This window comes from Dactylosporangium sp. CA-139066, assembly GCF_050936175.1.
Taxonomy (GTDB): Bacteria; Actinomycetota; Actinomycetes; order Mycobacteriales; family Micromonosporaceae; genus Dactylosporangium.
In genome coordinates, this window is the sequence record NZ_JBNJNH010000001.1 from 6052117 (window position 1) to 6070148 (window position 18032).

An 18032-nucleotide genomic window follows, 5' to 3' on the forward strand; every position below is an offset into this window, starting at 1 on the left:
GATGGGGTTATACGCCCGGGCGTACCTCGACTGTGCTGAGCCCGGCGTCGCCCGGATGCCACGTGGTGGTGAGGGCGACGTACCGCGCTGTGGTGGTGCCCAGCTTGACCGAGCCCAGCTGCGTGCCCGCCGCGACCGAGCCGACGTCGGTGAAGGTCAGGCCGTCGTCGCTGACCGACACGGTCGCCGCCGGGGCCTGCGTCCCGTTCCAGGTCAGCCTGACCGTGTCGATCGCGGCGGAGCGCCCGAGATCGACGACCATGCGCCCGTCCGGTCCGGGGACCCAGGCCGTGCCTGCGTCGCCGTCGACGGCGAGCGACGGCGGGGTCATGCCCTGCGGAAGCACGGATGCGGGGAACGTCTCCGTGCCGAGCGCGAGGTCGGCAACCGGGTACGGGTGGGCGGAGGGGTAGGACACGGTCTTGACCATGCCCGTCGGCGGCAGGCCGGCGCCCAGTACCTCGCCGGTCTCGAGGTTGGTCAGCAGCACCGAGCGGGCCGTGCCGTGGGAGGAGACCTGGATGGTGCGCGCGTCGGTGACGACGGCGGTCAGTCCGGCCGGTGCCGTCCCCTTACCCGGCGTCACCGCGGTGGCCCGCGGGGCGAGCACGACGGCCGAGCCCGGGCGGAGCGTCACGTCCAGCACCGAGGACGTCGCCCCGACGCGCTGGGTGCCGGCGTACAGCGCGACAGCGCCGCCGTCGTGCGGGATCGTGACCGCCGTGGTGGCCGCGGCGCCGGAAAGGTTGAAGACGACCAGGAAGCCGTCGACCAGCGCGGCCTGCGTGGCGGGGTTCGACGTCGTCGGCTCGGGCCGCGCGGCCTGCGCGGCCGTCGCGGCGGCGGCGCCCGGCACCATCTCGATCAGGCGCGGCCCCTGACCGCCGTCGGCGAGGCGGATCACCTGCTGGGTGTCGCTCGCGCGGGAGACGGTGATCGGGGCGCTGGAGCCCCGGACGACGAACCCGCCCTTGTTCTCGACGGAGATCCACCCGCCGTGGGACTCGAGCGCGCGGTTGCCGGTCTCCCGGTGCCGCGCGACGTCCTGCCAGGTGACGCCGTCCGTCGAGGTCTGGACGATGTACTCCTCTCCCGCCGCGGACTCCCAGCCCAGCTGCACCTGCGACAGCGCGATGGGCCCGCCGAGGTCGACCTGGATCCACGAGTCGCCCCGGAGCCGGTCCGCCTTCGACACGGCCCAGCGGGTGGTCGGGCTGCCGTCGGTGACGGCGCTCGCGGGGAGCCCGGTGTCGGCGCTCGACGCCGTCACCGGCCGCTTGGCCGCGACGTCGGTGCCGTTGGGCGAGAACGCCCGGAAGTGGTACAGCGAGTAGCCGTACTGGGCGTTGCCCCGCACCCCCTGCATCCGCACGTACCGCGTCGTGACCGGCGCCGGTGCCGTCTGCCCGGGCGGCGTCAGGTCCAGGGTGTCGAGGCGCGCGACGTTGACGTCCGCCGGAGCGTTGCCGTAGGCCGCGGCCGTGCGCCAGGTCTGCCCGTCGTCGGAGACCTGGACCAGGTAGCGGGCGCCGGCCGCCGACTCCCACGCGACGCGGACCGAGCCCAGCTTGGTCGGGGCTCCCAGGTCGACCTGGAGCCAGGAGTCCGGCCGGGTGCGCTCGGCGACCGAGACGGCCCAGCGGGTCGACGGGTTGCCGTCGGTCACATGGGCAGCCGTGTACCCGTTCGCGACGTCCTCACTGGACGCCGTCGCCGGCCGGCCGGCCGCGGCATCGGCGGGCGGCGCCGAACCGTCGCCGGGGCCGTACGCGTGCAGCGAGTAGATGGAGTAGCCGTACTTGGCGTTGCCCTGCTGACCGAGCATGCGCACGTACCGGGCGGTGGTGGGCGCGTCGAACGTGAGGTCGTCCACGCGGGCGGCTTTCGCGTCGGCCGGGTCGGCGGGGATCCTGGCCGGCGGGGCGACCGTGGTGGTGCCCTCCGCCGTCGTGTAGCTCCGCGAGCCGCGCAGGCCGAACGCGCCGCCCATGTCGAGGTTGCGGACCGAGACGATGCCGTCATCGGCCCCGGCGCCCGTGGAGGCGTAGACCGCCGCCCCCGTAGGCAGCGTCACCTGCCCCGCGTAGCCGGACCCGACCTGCAGGACCGACGCCGTGCCGTCGAAACCGTCGCGCGGCCGAACGTACGTCGTGACGTCGCGGGAGGCGACCTTCGCGCCCGTCGACGGGTACAGGAACGGCGTCGCGCCCGAGACCTGGAACAGCCACGAGTCGTGGCCGGGCACCCACGGGAACTTGACGTACCCGGGCTTGCTGAGGGCGGCCGCCCACGCCGTCGTGCTCTGCTGCATGACGATCCCCGCGCTGACGCCGTAGTCGCGCACGCCCGCGGCGGCGGCGAGGGCCTGCGCGTCGGTCAGGGGCCGCACCGGCCCGGCGGCCGAGCTTGCCGCGTGGTCGTGCAGCAGGTAGGAAATCGCGATCTCCGCGCGCGCCTCGGGCTCGTACTTCGCCTCGCCGGAGAACTTCGTCAGCCGGTTCGCCGGCGCGTACGCCTGGTAGGCGGCCAGGCCCGCGGCCAGGTGCTGCTCGGCGGTCACCGCCTCGGGGCGGCGCAGGACCTGGCCGACGAACGCCAGCGGGATCACGTCACGGCCGTAGAGGAACTCGCGGTCGGCCACCATCGGCATGAACGGCTCGCCCTGCGCCGACATGCCGAGCTGGAGCGAGTTCCACAGCTCGGCCGAATTCGGCTGGTGCAGCAGGATGTCGGGCACCGGCCGGCCGTTGAGGATGAACTGGATGGAGTTGCGGCCGCCCGAACGCCAGATGTCCGACTGGTAGTGCGGCGCGTACGCCCCGTGATTCTCCACGAGGTAGGTGTCGTTGATGTTGTGCATCGTGTTGCTCGAGATCGGCGCCCCGCCCACCTGCGCCGGATTGTTGCGGTCCGCGGTCGGCTGCCCGGCCGCGTTGCGGCCCCAGGTGTTCAGCTGGTCGGCCCAGCGCCCCGCATCCGGGTCGTCGGGCGCCCACGCGACGCCCGGGGCCAGGGCCTGGGTGTACACGCCGGACTCCTCCAGCGCCGTGTCCGCCTGGTAGGCGCCCTCGGGCCACCGAGCGTCCCAGCTGCCCGACAGCGGGTCCTGCCCGAAGTTCAGGTCGGCGGTGTACTTCGCCTGGCCCGTCGCGATGGTCTTGAGGTTCGCCTGCGTGACCGGGTCCAGCTCGTCCCACAGCAGCCGGCCCGCGTCGAGGAAGTACGACTCGAATGTCGAGTCCCAGAACAGCCGCTTGCCCCACGTGCCGTCCGCCCGGACGAGCCGGTTGTCCGCGGCGAACTTCTTGATCGTGGCCAGCGTCTGCGCACGCAGCACGTCCTTGCTCACGCCCGCGAGGCCGGCGTCGTAGTCGCCGTGCGTGAGCAGGACGGCGTTGCCCAGGACGACGGCGAAGTTGTAGTCCGTCAGCTGGTACGCGCCCGCCGCCGGGTCCCACACCGTCTCGACCCACCGGGTGTGGCGCAGCAGCGCACCGTAGTAGTCGGCGGCGACGGCATCCGGGGCGCCGAAGGCGGGGGCGTCGGCCGCAACCGCCTCCGGGGGTACGAGCGCGGCGGTCACGACGAGCGCGACGGACGCGGCGGAGGTCGCGAGGGCGGAGAGCAGACGGCGCATGTGTTGCCCTTTCAAGTGGCTGACGCGAACCCCGAAACGCTGGACAGGGTTGCTCGCCGCCTCGACGACCGGATGCCCGGAGTTCCTGACCCTCCGCCCGATCGAATGATCAATGAGTTTCGCGGTTCGGATCTGACGGCGTCAAGACGCTAATACGAATTATCATGCGCTTGGTCAGGTCAGCCGTGTTTCTCGCCCCGCTGCTGGACCTGGCCGCCCGGCGGCCAGGATCAGCCGGCCGCAGCACCATCCCGGCCGCGGCCGAGGAACACATGGCTGCCCCGCCCGGCCGACGCGCTCGACCAATGAGCCGGACCTACCGCGACGACGCGCGATCGTCCTCGGCGGGCAGCCCATCCACCGCCGTGGCCTCGGTCGAAGGCGCCTGGTCGAGCGTGAGGCGGCGCGTGCTGGGCAGCGTGAGCACAACGGCGGTGCTGGCCACCTGCCAGACCGCGCCGACCCAGAACAGCGAACCGATGCCGATCGTCAGGCCGACCGGGCCGGCGAGGGCCAGCCCGAGCGGGCCCAGACCGAACGTGCCGAGCGTGACGTACGAGTTGACCCGGGCCAGCGCGTCGGCGCGGATCCGCCGCTGCGTCGTGGTCGTCCACAGCGCCATGAAGACGGACGAGCCGACGCCGGCCAGGACGGTGCCGACGAACACGCCGAGCGTGGGCAGGCCCGCAGCGAGGAACGCCGACGGCGCCGCCCAGCCCAGCGACGCGCCGACGGCCACGAGCAGCGGACGGCGGGGGCGGCGGCCAAGCATGGCCAGGCCGCCGAAGACCGCACCGCCGCCGTATCCGGCCATGATGAGACCCCAGGACCGGGCACCGTCGAGTCGCTGGTCGGCGGCGACTGGGCCGAGGGCCAGGAACGGGCCCCAGACGATGAGGTTGAACAGCGAGAACTGCAGCGTCGTCACCCACAGCCAGGTGTGCGACGAGAACTCCGACCAGCCCTCGCGAAGGTCGGCGATCAGGTTGCGGCGCGGTGTGCCCGGCAGCGGCGGCACGTTGATCAGGGCGAGGCACAGCACGCTGACGCCGTAGGTGGCCGCGTCGACGGCGATGACGATCGCGGGCGAGGTCACCGCGACCAGCAGGCCGGCGATCGCCGGCCCGGCGATGCGCGCGGTGGACTGCGCCAGGCCGAGCAGCGCGTTGGCGTCGGTCAACTGCTCGGCCGGCGCGATCTGCGAGGTGAGAGCGCTCAGCGCCGGGTTGAAGAACGCCTCGCCGACGCCGAGCAGGACCGCCGGGATGATCAGCAGCCAGAGCGGGGCCGCACCGACGAGGATGATCGCGGCAAATCCGGCCTGGGTCACGAACCGCAGCACGTCGGCGCCCAGCATGACCTGACGGCGGCCGATGCGGTCGGCGACCACGCCGCCGCCGAGCACGAGCACCACCTGCGGCAGGATGCGAGCGGCGAGCACATAGCCCAGCCCCGCCGGGCCGACGCCGCTCTGCAGCACCGCGAACGCCGTGGCAACCGTGGACATGTTGGTGCCGAGCATTGAGGTCGCATAGCCCGCGAAGTAGCGTCGAAAGCCACGGTCGCGCAGCACCGCCACCCGGCCCTCGCCCGGCCGCAATCGGCTCAGCACGCTCATCGGAGCGAGCCTATTCGAGCGCCGCCGGCACCGCCGCGCGACGGTCGAGGGGACAGCCGTAGGAGCGGATGAAGTCCTCCGGCGGTCGGCGCCGTACGGGGTGAGGCGGGCACGTCGGGTTCGACGACGTGCCGGCGCTCCATAAATGATCTGTACATCGACCAGACATGATCTGTAATGGCAGTCCTGGAACAATGTGGCACGTAAATTTCCGGGGGCAGCAAAGTAACGCACAGGTCAAGGCCCCGGGTCATTCATACGCCCGCAACACACGCTTCACAACCTGGGCATACGTGCGCCGGACGGCACAGAAAAAGGATAGCCGGAATCGCTTTGCGGATTGCCGCACGCCGCCGCGCGCCCCTAGCGTGATGCGGGTTGTCACCCCGCCTCGTCCAACAATCTTGAACGGGAGAGACTCAGTGACGCAAACCAATGATGTGGCGCAATGGACAATACCGGGCCAGTTGAGACTGCGCGCCGCGCAGTGGCCGGCCACGATCGCGCACCAGGTGGCGGGAGCGGCCGACCTTACCTATGGCCGGTGGGACGCCGCCTCTGACGCCGCCGCCCACGGGCTGCGGGCGCGCGGCGTCACCCCTGGCTCCCGTGTCCTGCTCAACGTCTCGTCGCGGTACTGGACGGACTACGCCATCGCCTGGGCCGGTGCGCTCAAGGCGGGCGCCGTCGCCGTGCCGGTGTCCCCGTCGGCTGGGCGCGAGCAGGCCACGGCGGCCTTCCACGCGTCACGGGCGGTGCTCGTCGTCGGCGACAGCGATCTCGTTGACGCCGATCGGTGCACCGTGGCCGATCTGCTCGCCGGGCAGCCGAACACGCCGCTCGCCGTGCCGGTGTCGCCCACGGACGACGCCGAGATCATCTACACGTCGGGGACGACCGGGGTGCCGAAGGGCGTCGTCGCGACGCATGAGAACCTGCTGTTCCCGCTCATGCGCTCGCGGGCGAGCCGGCCGCGTACCGCCCTGCACGCACTGCCGCCGGGCACGACCGTCGGGCAGGGCCTGCTGGTGCAGCCCCTCGGTCCGAGCCCGCACCGCACGCTCACGCTGCCGCAGTTCGTCCCCGCGGAGGTCCTCGAGGCCATCGCCCGGTATCGACCCACGGACCTGGTGCTCGTGCCCGCGATGGCCATCGCGCTGATCTCCGCCGGTGCGCGGCAGCGGTACGACCTGAGCAGCGTCGAACAGGTCCGCACCACCAGCGCCCCGATCCACCCGGCCACGTTGCAGGCCCTCGCCGAACTCTTCCCGACGGCCCGCATCCGCAACGTCTACTCGACGACCGAGTGCTGGCCGCGCCGGATGGCCACCGACTACGACCGCGACCGGCCCCGTTCGCTCGGCCGGCCCGCGGCGGGTTCCGAGGTCCGCATCGTCCTGCCGGACGGCGACGTGGCCCCGCCGGGCGTGGCCGGCGACGTCCAGCTGCGCAGCGACGCGCCGCAGCGCCGCTACGACGGCGAGAGCACGGACTCGGCGGTGTTCCTCGACGGCGGATGGACCCGGACCGGGGACATCGGCCTCGTCGACGCCGAAGGCTACTTCTACCTTGTCGACCGCAATCCCGACCTCGTCAACACCGGTGGACTCAATGTGTCCACATTGGACGTCGAGGCGTCGCTCATGGAGTTCCCGGGCGTCGTGGAGGCCGCGGTGTGCGGCGTGCCGCATCCAGTGCTCACCGAGTGCGTCATGGCCGCCGTGCGCGCGAGGCCCGGCCTGGACGTCGCCGCCCTGCAGGAGTTCGCGCGCGAGCGCCAGGGCGCCGCCGCACCGCTGCGGATCGTGATGGTCGACGACATGCCGCGCAACATGATCGGCAAGGTCGACAAGCGGCAGCTGCGCAAAGACCTGGAGCAGTACGTGGGCGCACGGCCCTACGAGCCGCCGCGAACGCCGACGGAGATCCGGGCCGCGCAGCTGTGGTCGGTGGCGCTCGACCTCGACCAGATCTCCGCGAGCGACGACTTCCTGCAGCTCGGCGGGGCGTCGCTGGCGGCGATGGAGGTGGTCAGCGAGCTGTCGGAGGAGCTCGGCCGCAAGGTCACGGTCCGGGACCTGCTTGACAGCACCAGTTTGCGGCAGTTCGCCGCGCGGGTCGACGCCGCGCCGGCGGCGGGCGACGACGAGCTGCTCGACGACGGCCGGTCGCCGAGCGAGGTCGCCGCGTGAGCACGGAGACGTTCGCGGCGACCCCGACGGTGACCGCTCCGGTGTCGTACTGCCAGGAGTCGTTCCTGGCCGCCGACGAATCCGCGGTCAACGTGCCGTCCGTCGTGGCGCTGCCCGGACCGGTGGCGGTCGATCGAGTGCGGGGGCTGCTCGACGAACTGGTGGCGCGGCACGGCGCGCTGCGCACCGAGCTGACCAGCGAGGCCGGTCCCGGCTCGCCACCCGGGCAGCGAGTGGCGGGCACGGGCCGGCTGGACCTCGTGTACGAGCGGCACGACGGCAGCGTCCGTGAGCTGCTGCCCCGGTGGCTGCTCGCCGGCTCGGAGCGGCCGTTCCGGCTCCTGGACGGCCCGCTCGCCCGCGCCGAGCTGCACGCCGCGGGTGCCCGGCACGTCCTCGTGCTCTGGCTGCACCATGCCATTTCCGATCTCAGCACCAGTCAGGTGCTCGCCGACGAGGCGGCCCGGCTGTGGCGGGGTGAGCGGCTGCCCCGCCCGGTGACCCACATGGCGGACTTCGCCCGGCAGGAGCGCGCCGTGCGCCCGACCGCGGCGCAATGGCGGTACTGGGAACAGACCCTGTCGGGGGCCGACGACACGTTCGGGCTGCCGTACCCGGCCGCCGGCGCCGCCCATCTCATGGACCGCCCCGCCCTGCCCGTGCTGCCGGCCGGCGTGGTCACCGCGCTGCAGCGGCTCGCCGCCACGGCGCGGACGACGATGACGGCGGTGCTCGCGGCGGCGAGCGTCGCGGCGCACCTCGACACGGCGCGGGAGGAGCGGGTCGTGATCGGGCTGACGGTCGGCAACCGCGACCAGCCGCACCTGCGCTCGGTGGTCGGCTGCCTGGCCGACCAGCTGCCGCTGGTCGTGGACATCGCGGGCCGGCCGACCTTCCGCGGCCTGGTCGGCCGGGTCCGTGAGGCGCTGCTCGACGCGTACGAGCACCGGCTGCCGCTAGGCCGGCTGGTGGAGCTGCTGGGCCGCCGGCCGGCGCCGCTCTTCGCGGTGAACCTCAACTTCCTGCCGCCGGCGAGGCCCGCGGCAGCAGGCGCCACACCGGCAGCAGCCGACGAGGACCTGCTCCTGCCGTACGGCATCGCCAAGTCACGGCCGGACGCGTGGTGGCTCGGCGACGCGACCCTCGCCTACCGCCCCCGGATCGACCGCGGTCTGCTGGCCGGCGAGGTGGAGGGCGACGGCCACCTGCACGGGTCCGCGCAGGTGCGCCGGTGGGCCGAGCGGTTCAGCGGCGTGCTGGAGCGGGCCGCCCGCGAGCCCGACCGCGACGTGGCCGCGCTCGTGGCCGGACTCTGAACGACATCCATCTGGAGGAAGGAGACACGGGTGACGACCCTGACACTGGCCGAGCCGGCGCGGCTGCCCACCAGCTACTACCAGCGGGACTGGGTGCGCGCGTGCGTCGAGGGCCGCTCGTACTACAGCCTACCGATCGCCTGGGACGTCACGGGCCCGCTCGACGCCGAAGCGGTGCGCGCCGCGCTGACCCACCTCACCGACCGGCATGCCGCGCTGCGCACCGGGTTCCGAATGCGCACCGGCGGCACCGATCCCGACGTGGACCAGATCGTCCAGCCGTCGGTCGACGTCGACCTGGAGGTCACGGACCTCGGCGGGACACCGGATCCGGACGGGGCGGCGGACGCGCACATCGTCGCCGAGGCGCAGCGGCCCCGGGAGCTGCAGCGCCCGCCGCTGTGGCACGGCTCGCTGCTGCGCCTCGGTCCGGACCGCTGCGTGCTGGCGCTGTTCATGCATCACCTGATCTTCGACGGCTGGTCGCACGGGGTGCTGCACGACGAGCTCGTCCGCTGCTACCGGGCGGCGGTGGAGGGGCGGGCGCCGCGCCTGCCGCGGCTGTCGCTGCACCTGGGCGACCACACGGCGGCGGAGCGCGGGCGGCGGGACGCCGGTCACGAGCAGTGGTGGCGCGAGCGCCTGCGCGGCCTGCCGCCGCTGGCCCCGCTGCCTCCCGTCGGCGGCAGGTTCATCTGCGCCCCGATCGCGCCGTTGCCCGCCCGCGCGGCCGAGGCGCTGCGGCGCCTCGCCGCCGACCAGGGCGGCGGCCTCAACACCGCGCTGCTCGCCACGCTGCTGCTGGCCCGGCGCCGGCAGTCCGGCGACGACCAGGTGATCGGCGTGACCCGCGCCGGCCGTGACCGGCCGGGGTCACAGCGGGTCGTCGGCCCGCTGCTCGACCACCTCCCGGTGCGGGTCGACGTGTCCCGGCCTGCGCACTTCGCGGAGCTCGTCGCCGACGTCGCTCGGGCATATCGGGAGGCGCTCGCCCATCGGCTCCCCCTCGGCCGGATCCGCCAGGTGGTCCCGGACGACCTGACCGTGCGCCGGCAGCGGCTCTTCGACACCCGGTACAACTACCTGCCGGCGGCCGCGCCGCTGTCCGCGACGCTGGACGTGCCGGGCGGGAGGAAGGTCCGTGTCGCCGCCCGGCCGATCGATCCGCTGCGCCTGGCGCCGCGCCACACCGAGGATCACCCGGAGGTGCTGCCGCTGTCGTACAACCTGCGAGTCGATCCCGACGGCGCGGTCGGCGGCGAGGTGTGCGGGCACGACGGGCTGTACCCGCGCGACCGGCTGGCGGCGGTCGCGGACGAGTTCGCCGGCGCCCTCGCCGAGGTCGCCGCGGGAGCGCTGGCGGGTCAGTGGTGACGGTGGCGGCCCGGACCGCAACGGCCGCACCGTCGGCACCGGCCGCGGCGCCGGTGCTGACGGCCGCGCGTCGGCGGGTCACCGTACTGGTGGCGTGCGTGGCGAACTTCGTCGTGCTCGCCGACGCGACGATCGTCAACGTGGCACTGCCGGTGATGCGGCACGACCTGCGGATCGACCCGGCGCGGCTGCCCTGGGTGGTGGACAGCTACACCCTCGTGTTCGGCGGTTGCCTGTTCCTCGGCGGGCTCGTCGCGGACCGTGCCGGGCCCAGGGTGCCGTTCGTCGCCGGGATGTCGCTGTTCACCGCGGGTTGCGTGCTGTGCGCGCTCGCCGGCGACGCCGAGGCGCTGTTCGCCGGGCGGGCGGTGCAGGGTGCCGGCGGGGCGCTGTTCAGCCCGGCCGCGCTCGCCGTGGCGACGGCGGCGACCAGGTCCGCGGCCGGGCGGGCGCGGGTGCTGGCGGTATGGGGTGCGACCGGCGCCGCCGCCGTGGCCCTCGGCCCGGTGCTCGGCGGGCTCTGCACCGCGCTGCTCGGCTGGGCCTCGCTGTTCTGGCTCCCCGCGCTGCTGTGCGCGGCGACCGCACTCGCCGCGGTACGGCTCCTGCGGTCCGGTCACGGCACCGGGCCGGCGCCCGGCGCCGCAGCGGCGGACCGGTCGCCGTTCCCGGCCCGGCGGGTCGCGGCCGCGTGCACGGCGACGGCGCTGTCCTGCGGCGCGCTGGTGGGGGTGAGCTACGCGGGCACCCTCTGGCTGCAGGAGGTGCTGCGCTTCGACGCGGTCACCGCCGGCCTGTTGCTGCTGCCGCTGAGCCTGGGGATCGTGACCGGCTCGGCCGCGGCGCCGCCGCTGCTGCGGCGGGTCGCGCCGTGGCACCTCGCGGTGGCCGGCTCGACGGTCACGGCCGCGGGCATCCTGGCCCTGGTGCCGATGACCGCGCAGGCCTCTGCGGTGTGGCCGGTGGCGGCCCTCGGCGTGCTGGCGTTCGGCTTCGGCGTGCAGTCGGTGCCGGTGACGCTGGCGGCCACGGCGGTGCCGCGGCGGGCCGGGCTTGCCACGGCCGGCTACCAGACCGCGGGCCAGCTCGGCGGCGGGCTCGGCCTTGCCGTGCTGGCCGCGGTCGCGGTCGCGACGGCCGGGTTCGCGCCCGCCGGCGCCGGGACGATCCCGGGGTACCGGGCGTTCTTCGCCGGGGCCGCGCTGGCGGCGGTCGTCGCGGCAGTGCTCTGCGCCGGGATCCGGGATTCGGCGGCCCGGTCAGAACTCCCACCGGTGCCGCAGGACCTCCGCCCCGTCGACGGTGACCCGGGCCTCGGCGCTGCCGGCCTCCGGGGTCAGCCGCAACCGCACGGTCGTGCGGACCCGCTCGCCGGAGGGCAGTACGACGATCGTGCGGGCCGTGCCCTCGGCCCGCGTCCCGGCTGACGCCTCCCGGTCCGTGCCGGCCGAGACCCGGCTGCCGGCATCGACCCGCACCCCGCCGTGCGGCAGGACCGCGCTGGTCTCGTCGCCCAGCACCACGGTCACCCGGTCCCGAGCCGGCTCGCGGATGATCTCCCACAGCGGGCGGTGCGCCAGCCACGGCGACGCGGCCACAGGACGCGCCGGGGCCGGCAGCGACACCGGCTTGCCGGCACCGGCGGGCGCCACCGGCACGGTGACGCCGACGCGACCGACCCGCAGCGTCCCGCCCCCAGGCGCCGGCCAGAGCCGCGGGAATGCGCTTTCGCTCACCACGACGCGCAACGCGTGACCGGGCGGCAGTTCGTGGCAGGCGGGGTCCAGCGTGATCCGCAGTGCCGACCGGTCGTCCGGCACGTCGGCCAGGATCCCGCCGGTGATCAGGACCGAACGGCCGGCGGGGTCCACGTCGGTCAGCTTGACCACGACCCGCCGCGCCGCCGACCAGGTCAGGTCGAGCGTCACCACCGGCCGGCCGAGCAGCAGCAGCGGTTCGCCGACCGGCTCCCCGGTGAGGGCGACCGCACGGGTGTCGTCCTCGTGCTGGTCGAGGACGCGTCCGGCATCGCCGGCCGGGATGCCCCACATGCCGCTCAGGGCGCCCACGGTCGCGTCCGGCGCGGCGGCCACCGCGGCCCCGGCCGCGACCGGCATGACCTCCTGCGACACGCCTTCCGGCGGCCAGGTGTCGAAGTCGCGCCAGCCGGCGCCCGGCAGGTCGGTGCCGGGGACGTGGAGCGTCACCGGCGGTTCGGTTTCCACACCGTTCGCCTCATCCGCCAGCCACCGTCGCCACCAGCGCACCGCCACCGGGGCGGCCTCGTCCGGGATCGTGTGTGACCACGGCCCGACCAGGAGCTTCCGTATGCCGCCGAGCTCCTCGAAGGTGCGCAGCGACCCGTCGCAGAACATGTCGCGCCACCCCGCCACGCATAGCACCGGCACGATGATCGCGGCCGGGTCGACCACCCGGTCACGCCACCGCGGGTCGCCGGCGCGGTGGCGGTACACGTCGGCGAGGTACGGCTCGGCGGTCGTCACCCGCCGCCGCCAGCGCCGCTGCTCGTCCGCGGCGTGGAAGTCCCCGAGGGGCGGCAGCACCAGGTTGTGCAGCGTCGTGAGGCCCCACATCGCAAGCGCGGTGAAGCAGCCGGCAGCCCCGCCCGGATGCACGAAGTCCCGTTCCGGGTCCAGCATGCCCAGCACGGACACGACCGCGCGCAGCCCGGGCGGGCGGCGGCTCGCCGTTCGCAGTGCCAGGAGGGCGCCGTAGGAGTACCCCCACATGCCGACCGCGCCGGTGGACCAGGGCTGCCCGGTGGCCCAGCGGACCAGGTCCACGCCGTCATCGGCCTCGGCCGGGTCGAACGGCGGCCGCGCGTCGCCGTCGGACGAACCGAGCCCGAGCGGGTCGGCGAGTACGCAGGCGATGCCGCCGGCGGCGAACTCGTGCATCACCGCGCGGACCCCGACGCCGCCGAGTGCGTCCTTGCGGTACGGCAGGAGGCACACCACCACCGGAGCGGGTCCGCCGGCCCGGGGCAGGAACAGGTCCGCGGACAGCGTCACCCCGGACGTCGCCGTGGGCACCCGGACGTCGTGTCGCACCACGACCTCGTATCGCTGCGGGCTCATCATCGGATCAGCTCGAGTCGCGCACGACCAGGCGCAGGCCGAGCATGACGTGTTGCACCGGCGCCGACGGGTCCGCGATCCGCTCCGCCAGCAGCCGGGCGCCGATCCGCCCGGACTCCTCGAACGGCTGGCTCACCGTCGTCAGGCCGGCCGCCTCGGCGACGCTGCCGTCGTCGAAGCCCGCGACGGCGAGGTCGTCGGGCACGCGCAGGCCCTGCCGGCGGGCCTCCAGCACCAGGCCGGCGGCGAGCAGGTCGTGATGGGCGAAGACGGCGGTCGGCGCCGGCCGCAGCGCGAGCACGTCGTGCAGTGCCTTGCGGCTGCTGACGATGTCGTTGCCGGTGAGGACCGTCGGCACCTCGGCGGCGTCGATGCCGGCGTCGGCGAGGATCCGCAGGAAGCCGCGGTTGCGCCGCTGGCCCTGGGAGAGGAACGCGTGGGACTCCTGCGGCTCCTGCAGGAACGCGAACGACGTGTGACCGCGCTGCAGCAGGTGCCGGGCCAGCATCGCACCGCCCTCCTCGTCGTCGATGGTGACGGTGCTGAACTCCGGCCGGGAGCTGTCGACGAGCACCGTCGGCAGCCCCCGGGCGCTCAGGTGCTCGGCGAGCGCGTCGTCGAGGGGCAGGCCCATGATGAGCAGCCCGTCGAGCCGCCCCGTGACCGGCAGTGTGCGCAGCAGCGGTGACACGCTGGCCGCGGCCGACTCGTGGTCGTAGACCACGACATCGCGGTTCGTGCCGTCCGACTCGGCCAGCACGCCCATGAGCCGGCGGCGGAACGAGTCGTAGGAGGTGAACGGGGCGAGCACGCCGATGCGGCCGACGCCGCGGCGCGCCTGGCTCACCGCGACACCCTTGGGCACGTACTGCAGCTCCTCGATCGCGCGCAGGACCCGCTCGCGCGTCTTGGCGTTCACCCGGTTGGGCCGGTTGATCGTCTGCGAGACGGTGGAGATGCTCACCTGGGCGTGGGCGGCCACGTCGTAGATCGTGACGGTGTCAGACACGGCTGTGCGCTCCCTGCCCCGGGCGCTCGCCGCTGCCGGCCGGCGCGGCCGCTGTCGTGACGGGCGGCAGTGACCGTGCCGCCTCTCGGCGGCGGCGCTGCTCGACGGGGTCGGGCACGGGCGCCGCGGCGAGCAGCGCCCGGGTGTAGGGGTGCTGCGGCTCTCGGGTCACGCGAGCCGCCGGGCCGGTTTCCATCACCCGGCCACGGTAGAGCACGACCACCCGGTCGGCGACGTGCCGGATGAGCGCCAGGTCGTGGGTGATGAAGAGGTACCCGATGCCGGACTCGCGCTGCAGCCGCCGCAGCAGGTTGAGCACCTGCGCCTGGATGGAGAGGTCCAGGGCGCTGGTCGGCTCGTCGCACACGATCAGGCGCGGCCCGGCGACGAGCGCCCGGGCGATCGCGATGCGCTGGCGCTGGCCGCCGGAGAACTCGTCGGGGTACCGGTCGGCGGCGTCCGCCGGCAGGCCGACCCGATCCAGGACCTCGGCGATGCGCTCGCCGGCCGCCGCGGCCGCCCGCCCGTGCGCCAGCAGCGGCTCGACCAACGTCTGCCGGATGGTCCGGGACGGGTTCAGCGACCCGTACGGGTCCTGGAAGATCGGCTGGATGTGCCGGGTCAGCATGCGTCGCCGACGGCGCCCGGCCGCCGTGATGTCCTCGCCGTCGAAGCGGACCGTGCCGGCCGTCGCCGGGACGAGGCCCAGCACGACGTTGCCGATCGTCGACTTGCCCGATCCGCTCTCCCCCACCAGCGCGACCGTCTCGCCCGGCTCCACCGACAGGCTGACGTCGCTGACCGCGTCCGGGATCCGGCGCCGGCCGCGGCCGTAGTTCACGGTCAGGCCCCGCAGTTCCAGCAGCGCACCGTTCACCGTGTCGTTCAACGCTTCACCACCTCGTCCGCTCGGATGCACCGGGCCACCCGGTCATCGGACATGATCGTCAGCGGGATGCGTCCGGCGGCGCAGTCGTCCACCGCGACGCCGCACCGCGGGCGGAACCGGCAGCCGGGCGACCACTGTCTGGGCGAGGGGACGGTCCCGGCGATGGTCGGCAGGTCCCGCCCGGCCTCCGCGCGGTGCGGGTCGGCGGCGAGCAGGCTGCGCGTGTACGGATGCCGCGCGTCGGCGTACAGGTCCGCGACTCCGGCCTGCTCGACGACCTCCCCCGCGTACACGACCACCGCCCGGTCGCACAGGTCGGCCAGCACGCCCCAGTCGTGCGTGACCAGGATGACCGCCATGCCGAGGCGCCGTTGCAGATCGCGGAGCAGTGCGAGGATCTCCGCCTGGACGGTGACGTCCAGCGCGGTGGTGGGCTCGTCGGCGACGAGCAGGCTCGGCTTGCCGGCCAGCGCGAGGGCGATGACGACCCGTTGCGCCATCCCGCCGGACAGCTCGTGCGGATAGCGTCGCGCAACCCGCTCGGGGTCGGGCAGCCGTACGGTGCGCAGCAGCTCGATCGCCTCCCGGGCGGCCTGCCGCCGGCTCATCGGGGTGTGCCGGCGGATCACCTCGGCGACCTGGCTGCCGACCCGGAACGCGGGGTCCAGGCCGCTGGACGGCTCCTGCGACACCAGCGCGATCCGGCGGCCGCGGATGCGGCCGAAGCCGCGTTCGTCGAGCCGGGTCAGGTCCACGCCCGGACCCGGGTCGGCACGAAGCGTGGCGGCGCCCGCCGTCACCGCGCAGCCGGCCGGGAGCAGGCCGAGCAGGCTACGGGCGATCATCGTCTTGCCGGAGCCGGACTCGCCGATCACCCCGACGCACTCCCCCGGCGCGACCGTGAAGCTGACATCGCGCACGACGGTGACCGGGCCGTCCGGTCCGGGGAACTGGACGGTGAGGCCGTCCACCGACAGCAGCGGCGCGGGCCCCGCCGCCGGCTGGGGCGGGACGGCCGGGGCGGCGGAGCGCACCGGGCGGAACCGGGCCGCCGGCGCGCGGTGGTCGGCGGTGGCGTCCCGGACCGCGTCACCGAAGAGCCCGAGTGCCAGGACCGTCAGCGTGAACAGCGCCCCGGTGGGGATCGCCAGCCACAGGTCCTGGCTGGTGACCTGGGCCGCCTGCGCGATCATGTTGCCCCAGCTCGGGCCGTCGGTCTCGGGGGCACTGAGCCCCAGGAACGACAGCGCCCCCTGCACCAGCACCGCCGTGGCGGCGAACAGTGCGACCTGCACGAGGATCGGGCCGGTGAGCCGGGGCAGGACGTGCCGGGTCATGATGCGCACCTCACCCAGGCCGGACAGGCGGGCGGCCCGCACGTACAACTCCTGCTTCACGCTCATGGTGACCCCACGCGTGACCCGCAGCAGCATCGGGGCGGAGATGACCCCCAGCACGACCATGGTGGCGGCCGTGTTGCCCGGGAAGACGGCGAGCACCATGAGCAGCATGATGATGCCCGGCAGGGCGAGCAGCAGGTCGGCCAGCCACGAGATCACGCGGTCGGCCCAGCCGCCGAGGTATCCGGCCGTCACGCCGAGCGTCACGCCGAGCACGACGAACACCGCCACCGCCTCGACCACGCTGACGAGCGTGACCTGACCGCCGTGCAGCAGCCGGCTCAGCACGTCACGGCCCAGCCGGTCCGTGCCGAGCCAGTGCGCCGCGCTCGGCCCGGCCAGTGCCGCGCCCAGGTCCTGCTCCTCCGGGTCGGCCGGGGCCAGCCACCGGGCGCCCGCCGTGGCGACGGTCAGGCAGAGCAGGAAGAACCCCGCGAAGAGCCCCGGACCGGGGCGCAGCAGACGCCGCCAGCGCGGCCGCCGGGAGTGCCCGCCGACCGGCTGCGCGTCGCCGACGGCCATCGACATGGTCATGCGGCACGCACCTTCGGGTCGAGCCAGCGGTACGCCAGGTCCACCAGCAGGTTGACGGTGACGACGACAACGGTGAAACAGAAGGCCACCCCGGTGATCACCGGAAGGTTGTGGCTGCCGCTCGCGGTCACTGCCTGCTGGCCGAGGCCCGGCACGGCGAAGATCCCCTCGATCAGGACCGCGCCGCTGAGCAGGTTGACGAACAGCAGCCCCAGCATGGTGACCACCGGGACCGCGGCGTTGCGCAGTGCGTGCTTGTAGAGGATCGAGCGGACCGGCAGGCCCCGCGCCCGCAGCATCGTGACGAACTCCTTGTCCAGCACCGTGGCCATCGAGTCGCGGGTCTGCTTGGCGACGAAGGCGATCGCACCGGCGGACAGCGTCAGCACCGGCAGGACGATGCTGCGCAGCCAGCCGGCCGGGTCGCGGCCGGGATCGACGTAGCCGCCGGCGGGCAGCCAGGCCAGGCGCACCGCGAACAGCTCCACCATGAGCAGCGCCAGCCAGAAGCTGGGCACCGCGAGACCGACCAGCGACGCCGCGTCCACCAGCTTGCCCAGGGCGCCGCTGCGCCGCGCGCCGGCGACGCCGAGCCAGGTGCCGACGACGGCGGAGACCCCGACCGTGCCGGCGATGACGGCGAGGCTGGGCAGCAGCCGGCCGCCGACGATCTCGGCGACCGGCTGGCCGCTGAACAGGTCCTGGCCCAGGCTGCCGTGGAACAGGTCGCGCAGCCAGTGCCAGTACCGCACGTGCAGCGGCTCGTCGATGCCGAGCAGCTCCCGGGTGCGGGCGTACTGCTCGGGGGTGTAGGTGCCCGACTGGCTGCTGAGGATGGACGTCGCCGCGTCCCCGGGTGCGAGCGAGACGAGGACGAACGACAGCCCGGTGACCACGAAGAGCAGGGTCACCGACGAGACGAGCCAGCGGACCGCGGCGCGGAGCATGGCGGACGACCTTTCTGC

Annotated in this window: 10 protein-coding genes and 1 pseudogene; 4 read left to right on the top strand and 7 right to left on the bottom strand. The window is 74.2% G+C overall.

The window, feature by feature from the left end; translation table 11 throughout:
• Positions 1–7: 7 nt before the first annotated feature.
• Both ACQEVU_RS27800 and ACQEVU_RS27805 read right to left on the bottom strand, forming a co-directional pair.
• The gene (locus tag ACQEVU_RS27800; protein WP_433328520.1) at positions 8–3637 is read right to left on the bottom strand and encodes a discoidin domain-containing protein; all 3630 of its coding nucleotides are present in this window, start codon (positions 3635–3637) and stop codon (positions 8–10) included.
• Positions 3638–3953: 316 nt separating this feature from the next.
• Entirely contained in the window at positions 3954–5255 is a 1302-nt protein-coding gene (locus tag ACQEVU_RS27805; RefSeq protein ID WP_433328522.1) for an MFS transporter, read from the bottom strand.
• A 467-nt stretch (positions 5256–5722) separates the two neighbouring features.
• Here ACQEVU_RS27805 and ACQEVU_RS27810 point away from each other — a divergent pair, with 467 nt between their 5' ends.
• The 4 genes from ACQEVU_RS27810 to ACQEVU_RS27825 all read left to right on the top strand — a co-directional run bounded on the left by ACQEVU_RS27810 (position 5723) and on the right by ACQEVU_RS27825 (position 11564).
• The gene (locus ACQEVU_RS27810; RefSeq protein WP_433328524.1) at positions 5723–7447 is read left to right on the top strand and encodes an AMP-binding protein; all 1725 of its coding nucleotides are present in this window, start codon (positions 5723–5725) and stop codon (positions 7445–7447) included.
• Positions 7444–8763 carry a condensation domain-containing protein gene (locus tag ACQEVU_RS27815; protein WP_433328526.1) on the top strand — a complete coding sequence of 440 codons (1320 nt, stop codon included), beginning with the start codon at positions 7444–7446 and terminating at the stop codon, positions 8761–8763. Before ACQEVU_RS27810 ends, ACQEVU_RS27815 begins: the two co-directional genes overlap by 4 nt.
• Positions 8764–8793: 30 nt before the next feature.
• Positions 8794–10137, top strand: a complete 1344-nt coding sequence (locus ACQEVU_RS27820) for a condensation domain-containing protein (RefSeq protein WP_433328528.1) — start codon at positions 8794–8796, stop codon at positions 10135–10137.
• Positions 10138–10235: 98 nt separating this feature from the next.
• Positions 10236–11564 carry an MFS transporter gene (locus tag ACQEVU_RS27825; protein ID WP_433328530.1) on the top strand — a complete coding sequence of 443 codons (1329 nt, stop codon included), beginning with the start codon at positions 10236–10238 and terminating at the stop codon, positions 11562–11564.
• A 261-nt stretch (positions 11565–11825) separates the two neighbouring features.
• On the opposite strand, the pseudogene ACQEVU_RS27830 reads toward ACQEVU_RS27825, so the two are convergent.
• The 5 genes and pseudogenes from ACQEVU_RS27830 to ACQEVU_RS27850 form a co-directional block, all read right to left on the bottom strand.
• Positions 11826–13238: pseudogene (locus ACQEVU_RS27830) on the bottom strand (CocE/NonD family hydrolase); the annotation flags it as partial.
• 4 nt (positions 13239–13242) lie between these two features.
• Positions 13243–14244, bottom strand: coding sequence for a LacI family DNA-binding transcriptional regulator (locus tag ACQEVU_RS27835; protein WP_433328532.1), 1002 nt, complete (start codon positions 14242–14244; stop codon positions 13243–13245).
• Complete coding sequence (locus ACQEVU_RS27840; RefSeq protein WP_433328534.1) at positions 14237–15133, bottom strand: ATP-binding cassette domain-containing protein; 897 nt, start codon at positions 15131–15133, stop codon at positions 14237–14239. The genes ACQEVU_RS27835 and ACQEVU_RS27840 overlap by 8 nt, the downstream gene beginning before the upstream one ends.
• Positions 15130–17067, bottom strand: coding sequence for a dipeptide/oligopeptide/nickel ABC transporter permease/ATP-binding protein (locus ACQEVU_RS27845; protein ID WP_433328536.1), 1938 nt, complete (start codon positions 17065–17067; stop codon positions 15130–15132). The genes ACQEVU_RS27840 and ACQEVU_RS27845 overlap by 4 nt, the downstream gene beginning before the upstream one ends.
• Positions 17064–18014: an ABC transporter permease gene (locus ACQEVU_RS27850; protein ID WP_433328538.1), complete on the bottom strand. Its 951-nt coding sequence runs from the start codon at positions 18012–18014 to the stop codon at positions 17064–17066. Before ACQEVU_RS27850 ends, ACQEVU_RS27845 begins: the two co-directional genes overlap by 4 nt.
• Between the last annotated feature and the right edge of the window lie 18 nt (positions 18015–18032).

Coding starts and splice junctions, on each gene's coding strand:
- ACQEVU_RS27800 (WP_433328520.1), bottom strand. CDS start 3,637: ATGCGCCGTCTGCTCTCCGCCCTCGCGACCTCCGCCGCGTCCGTCGCG.
- ACQEVU_RS27805 (WP_433328522.1), bottom strand. CDS start 5,255: ATGAGCGTGCTGAGCCGATTGCGGCCGGGCGAGGGCCGGGTGGCGGTG.
- ACQEVU_RS27845 (WP_433328536.1), bottom strand. CDS start 17,067: ATGACCATGTCGATGGCCGTCGGCGACGCGCAGCCGGTCGGCGGGCAC.
- ACQEVU_RS27850 (WP_433328538.1), bottom strand. CDS start 18,014: ATGCTCCGCGCCGCGGTCCGCTGGCTCGTCTCGTCGGTGACCCTGCTC.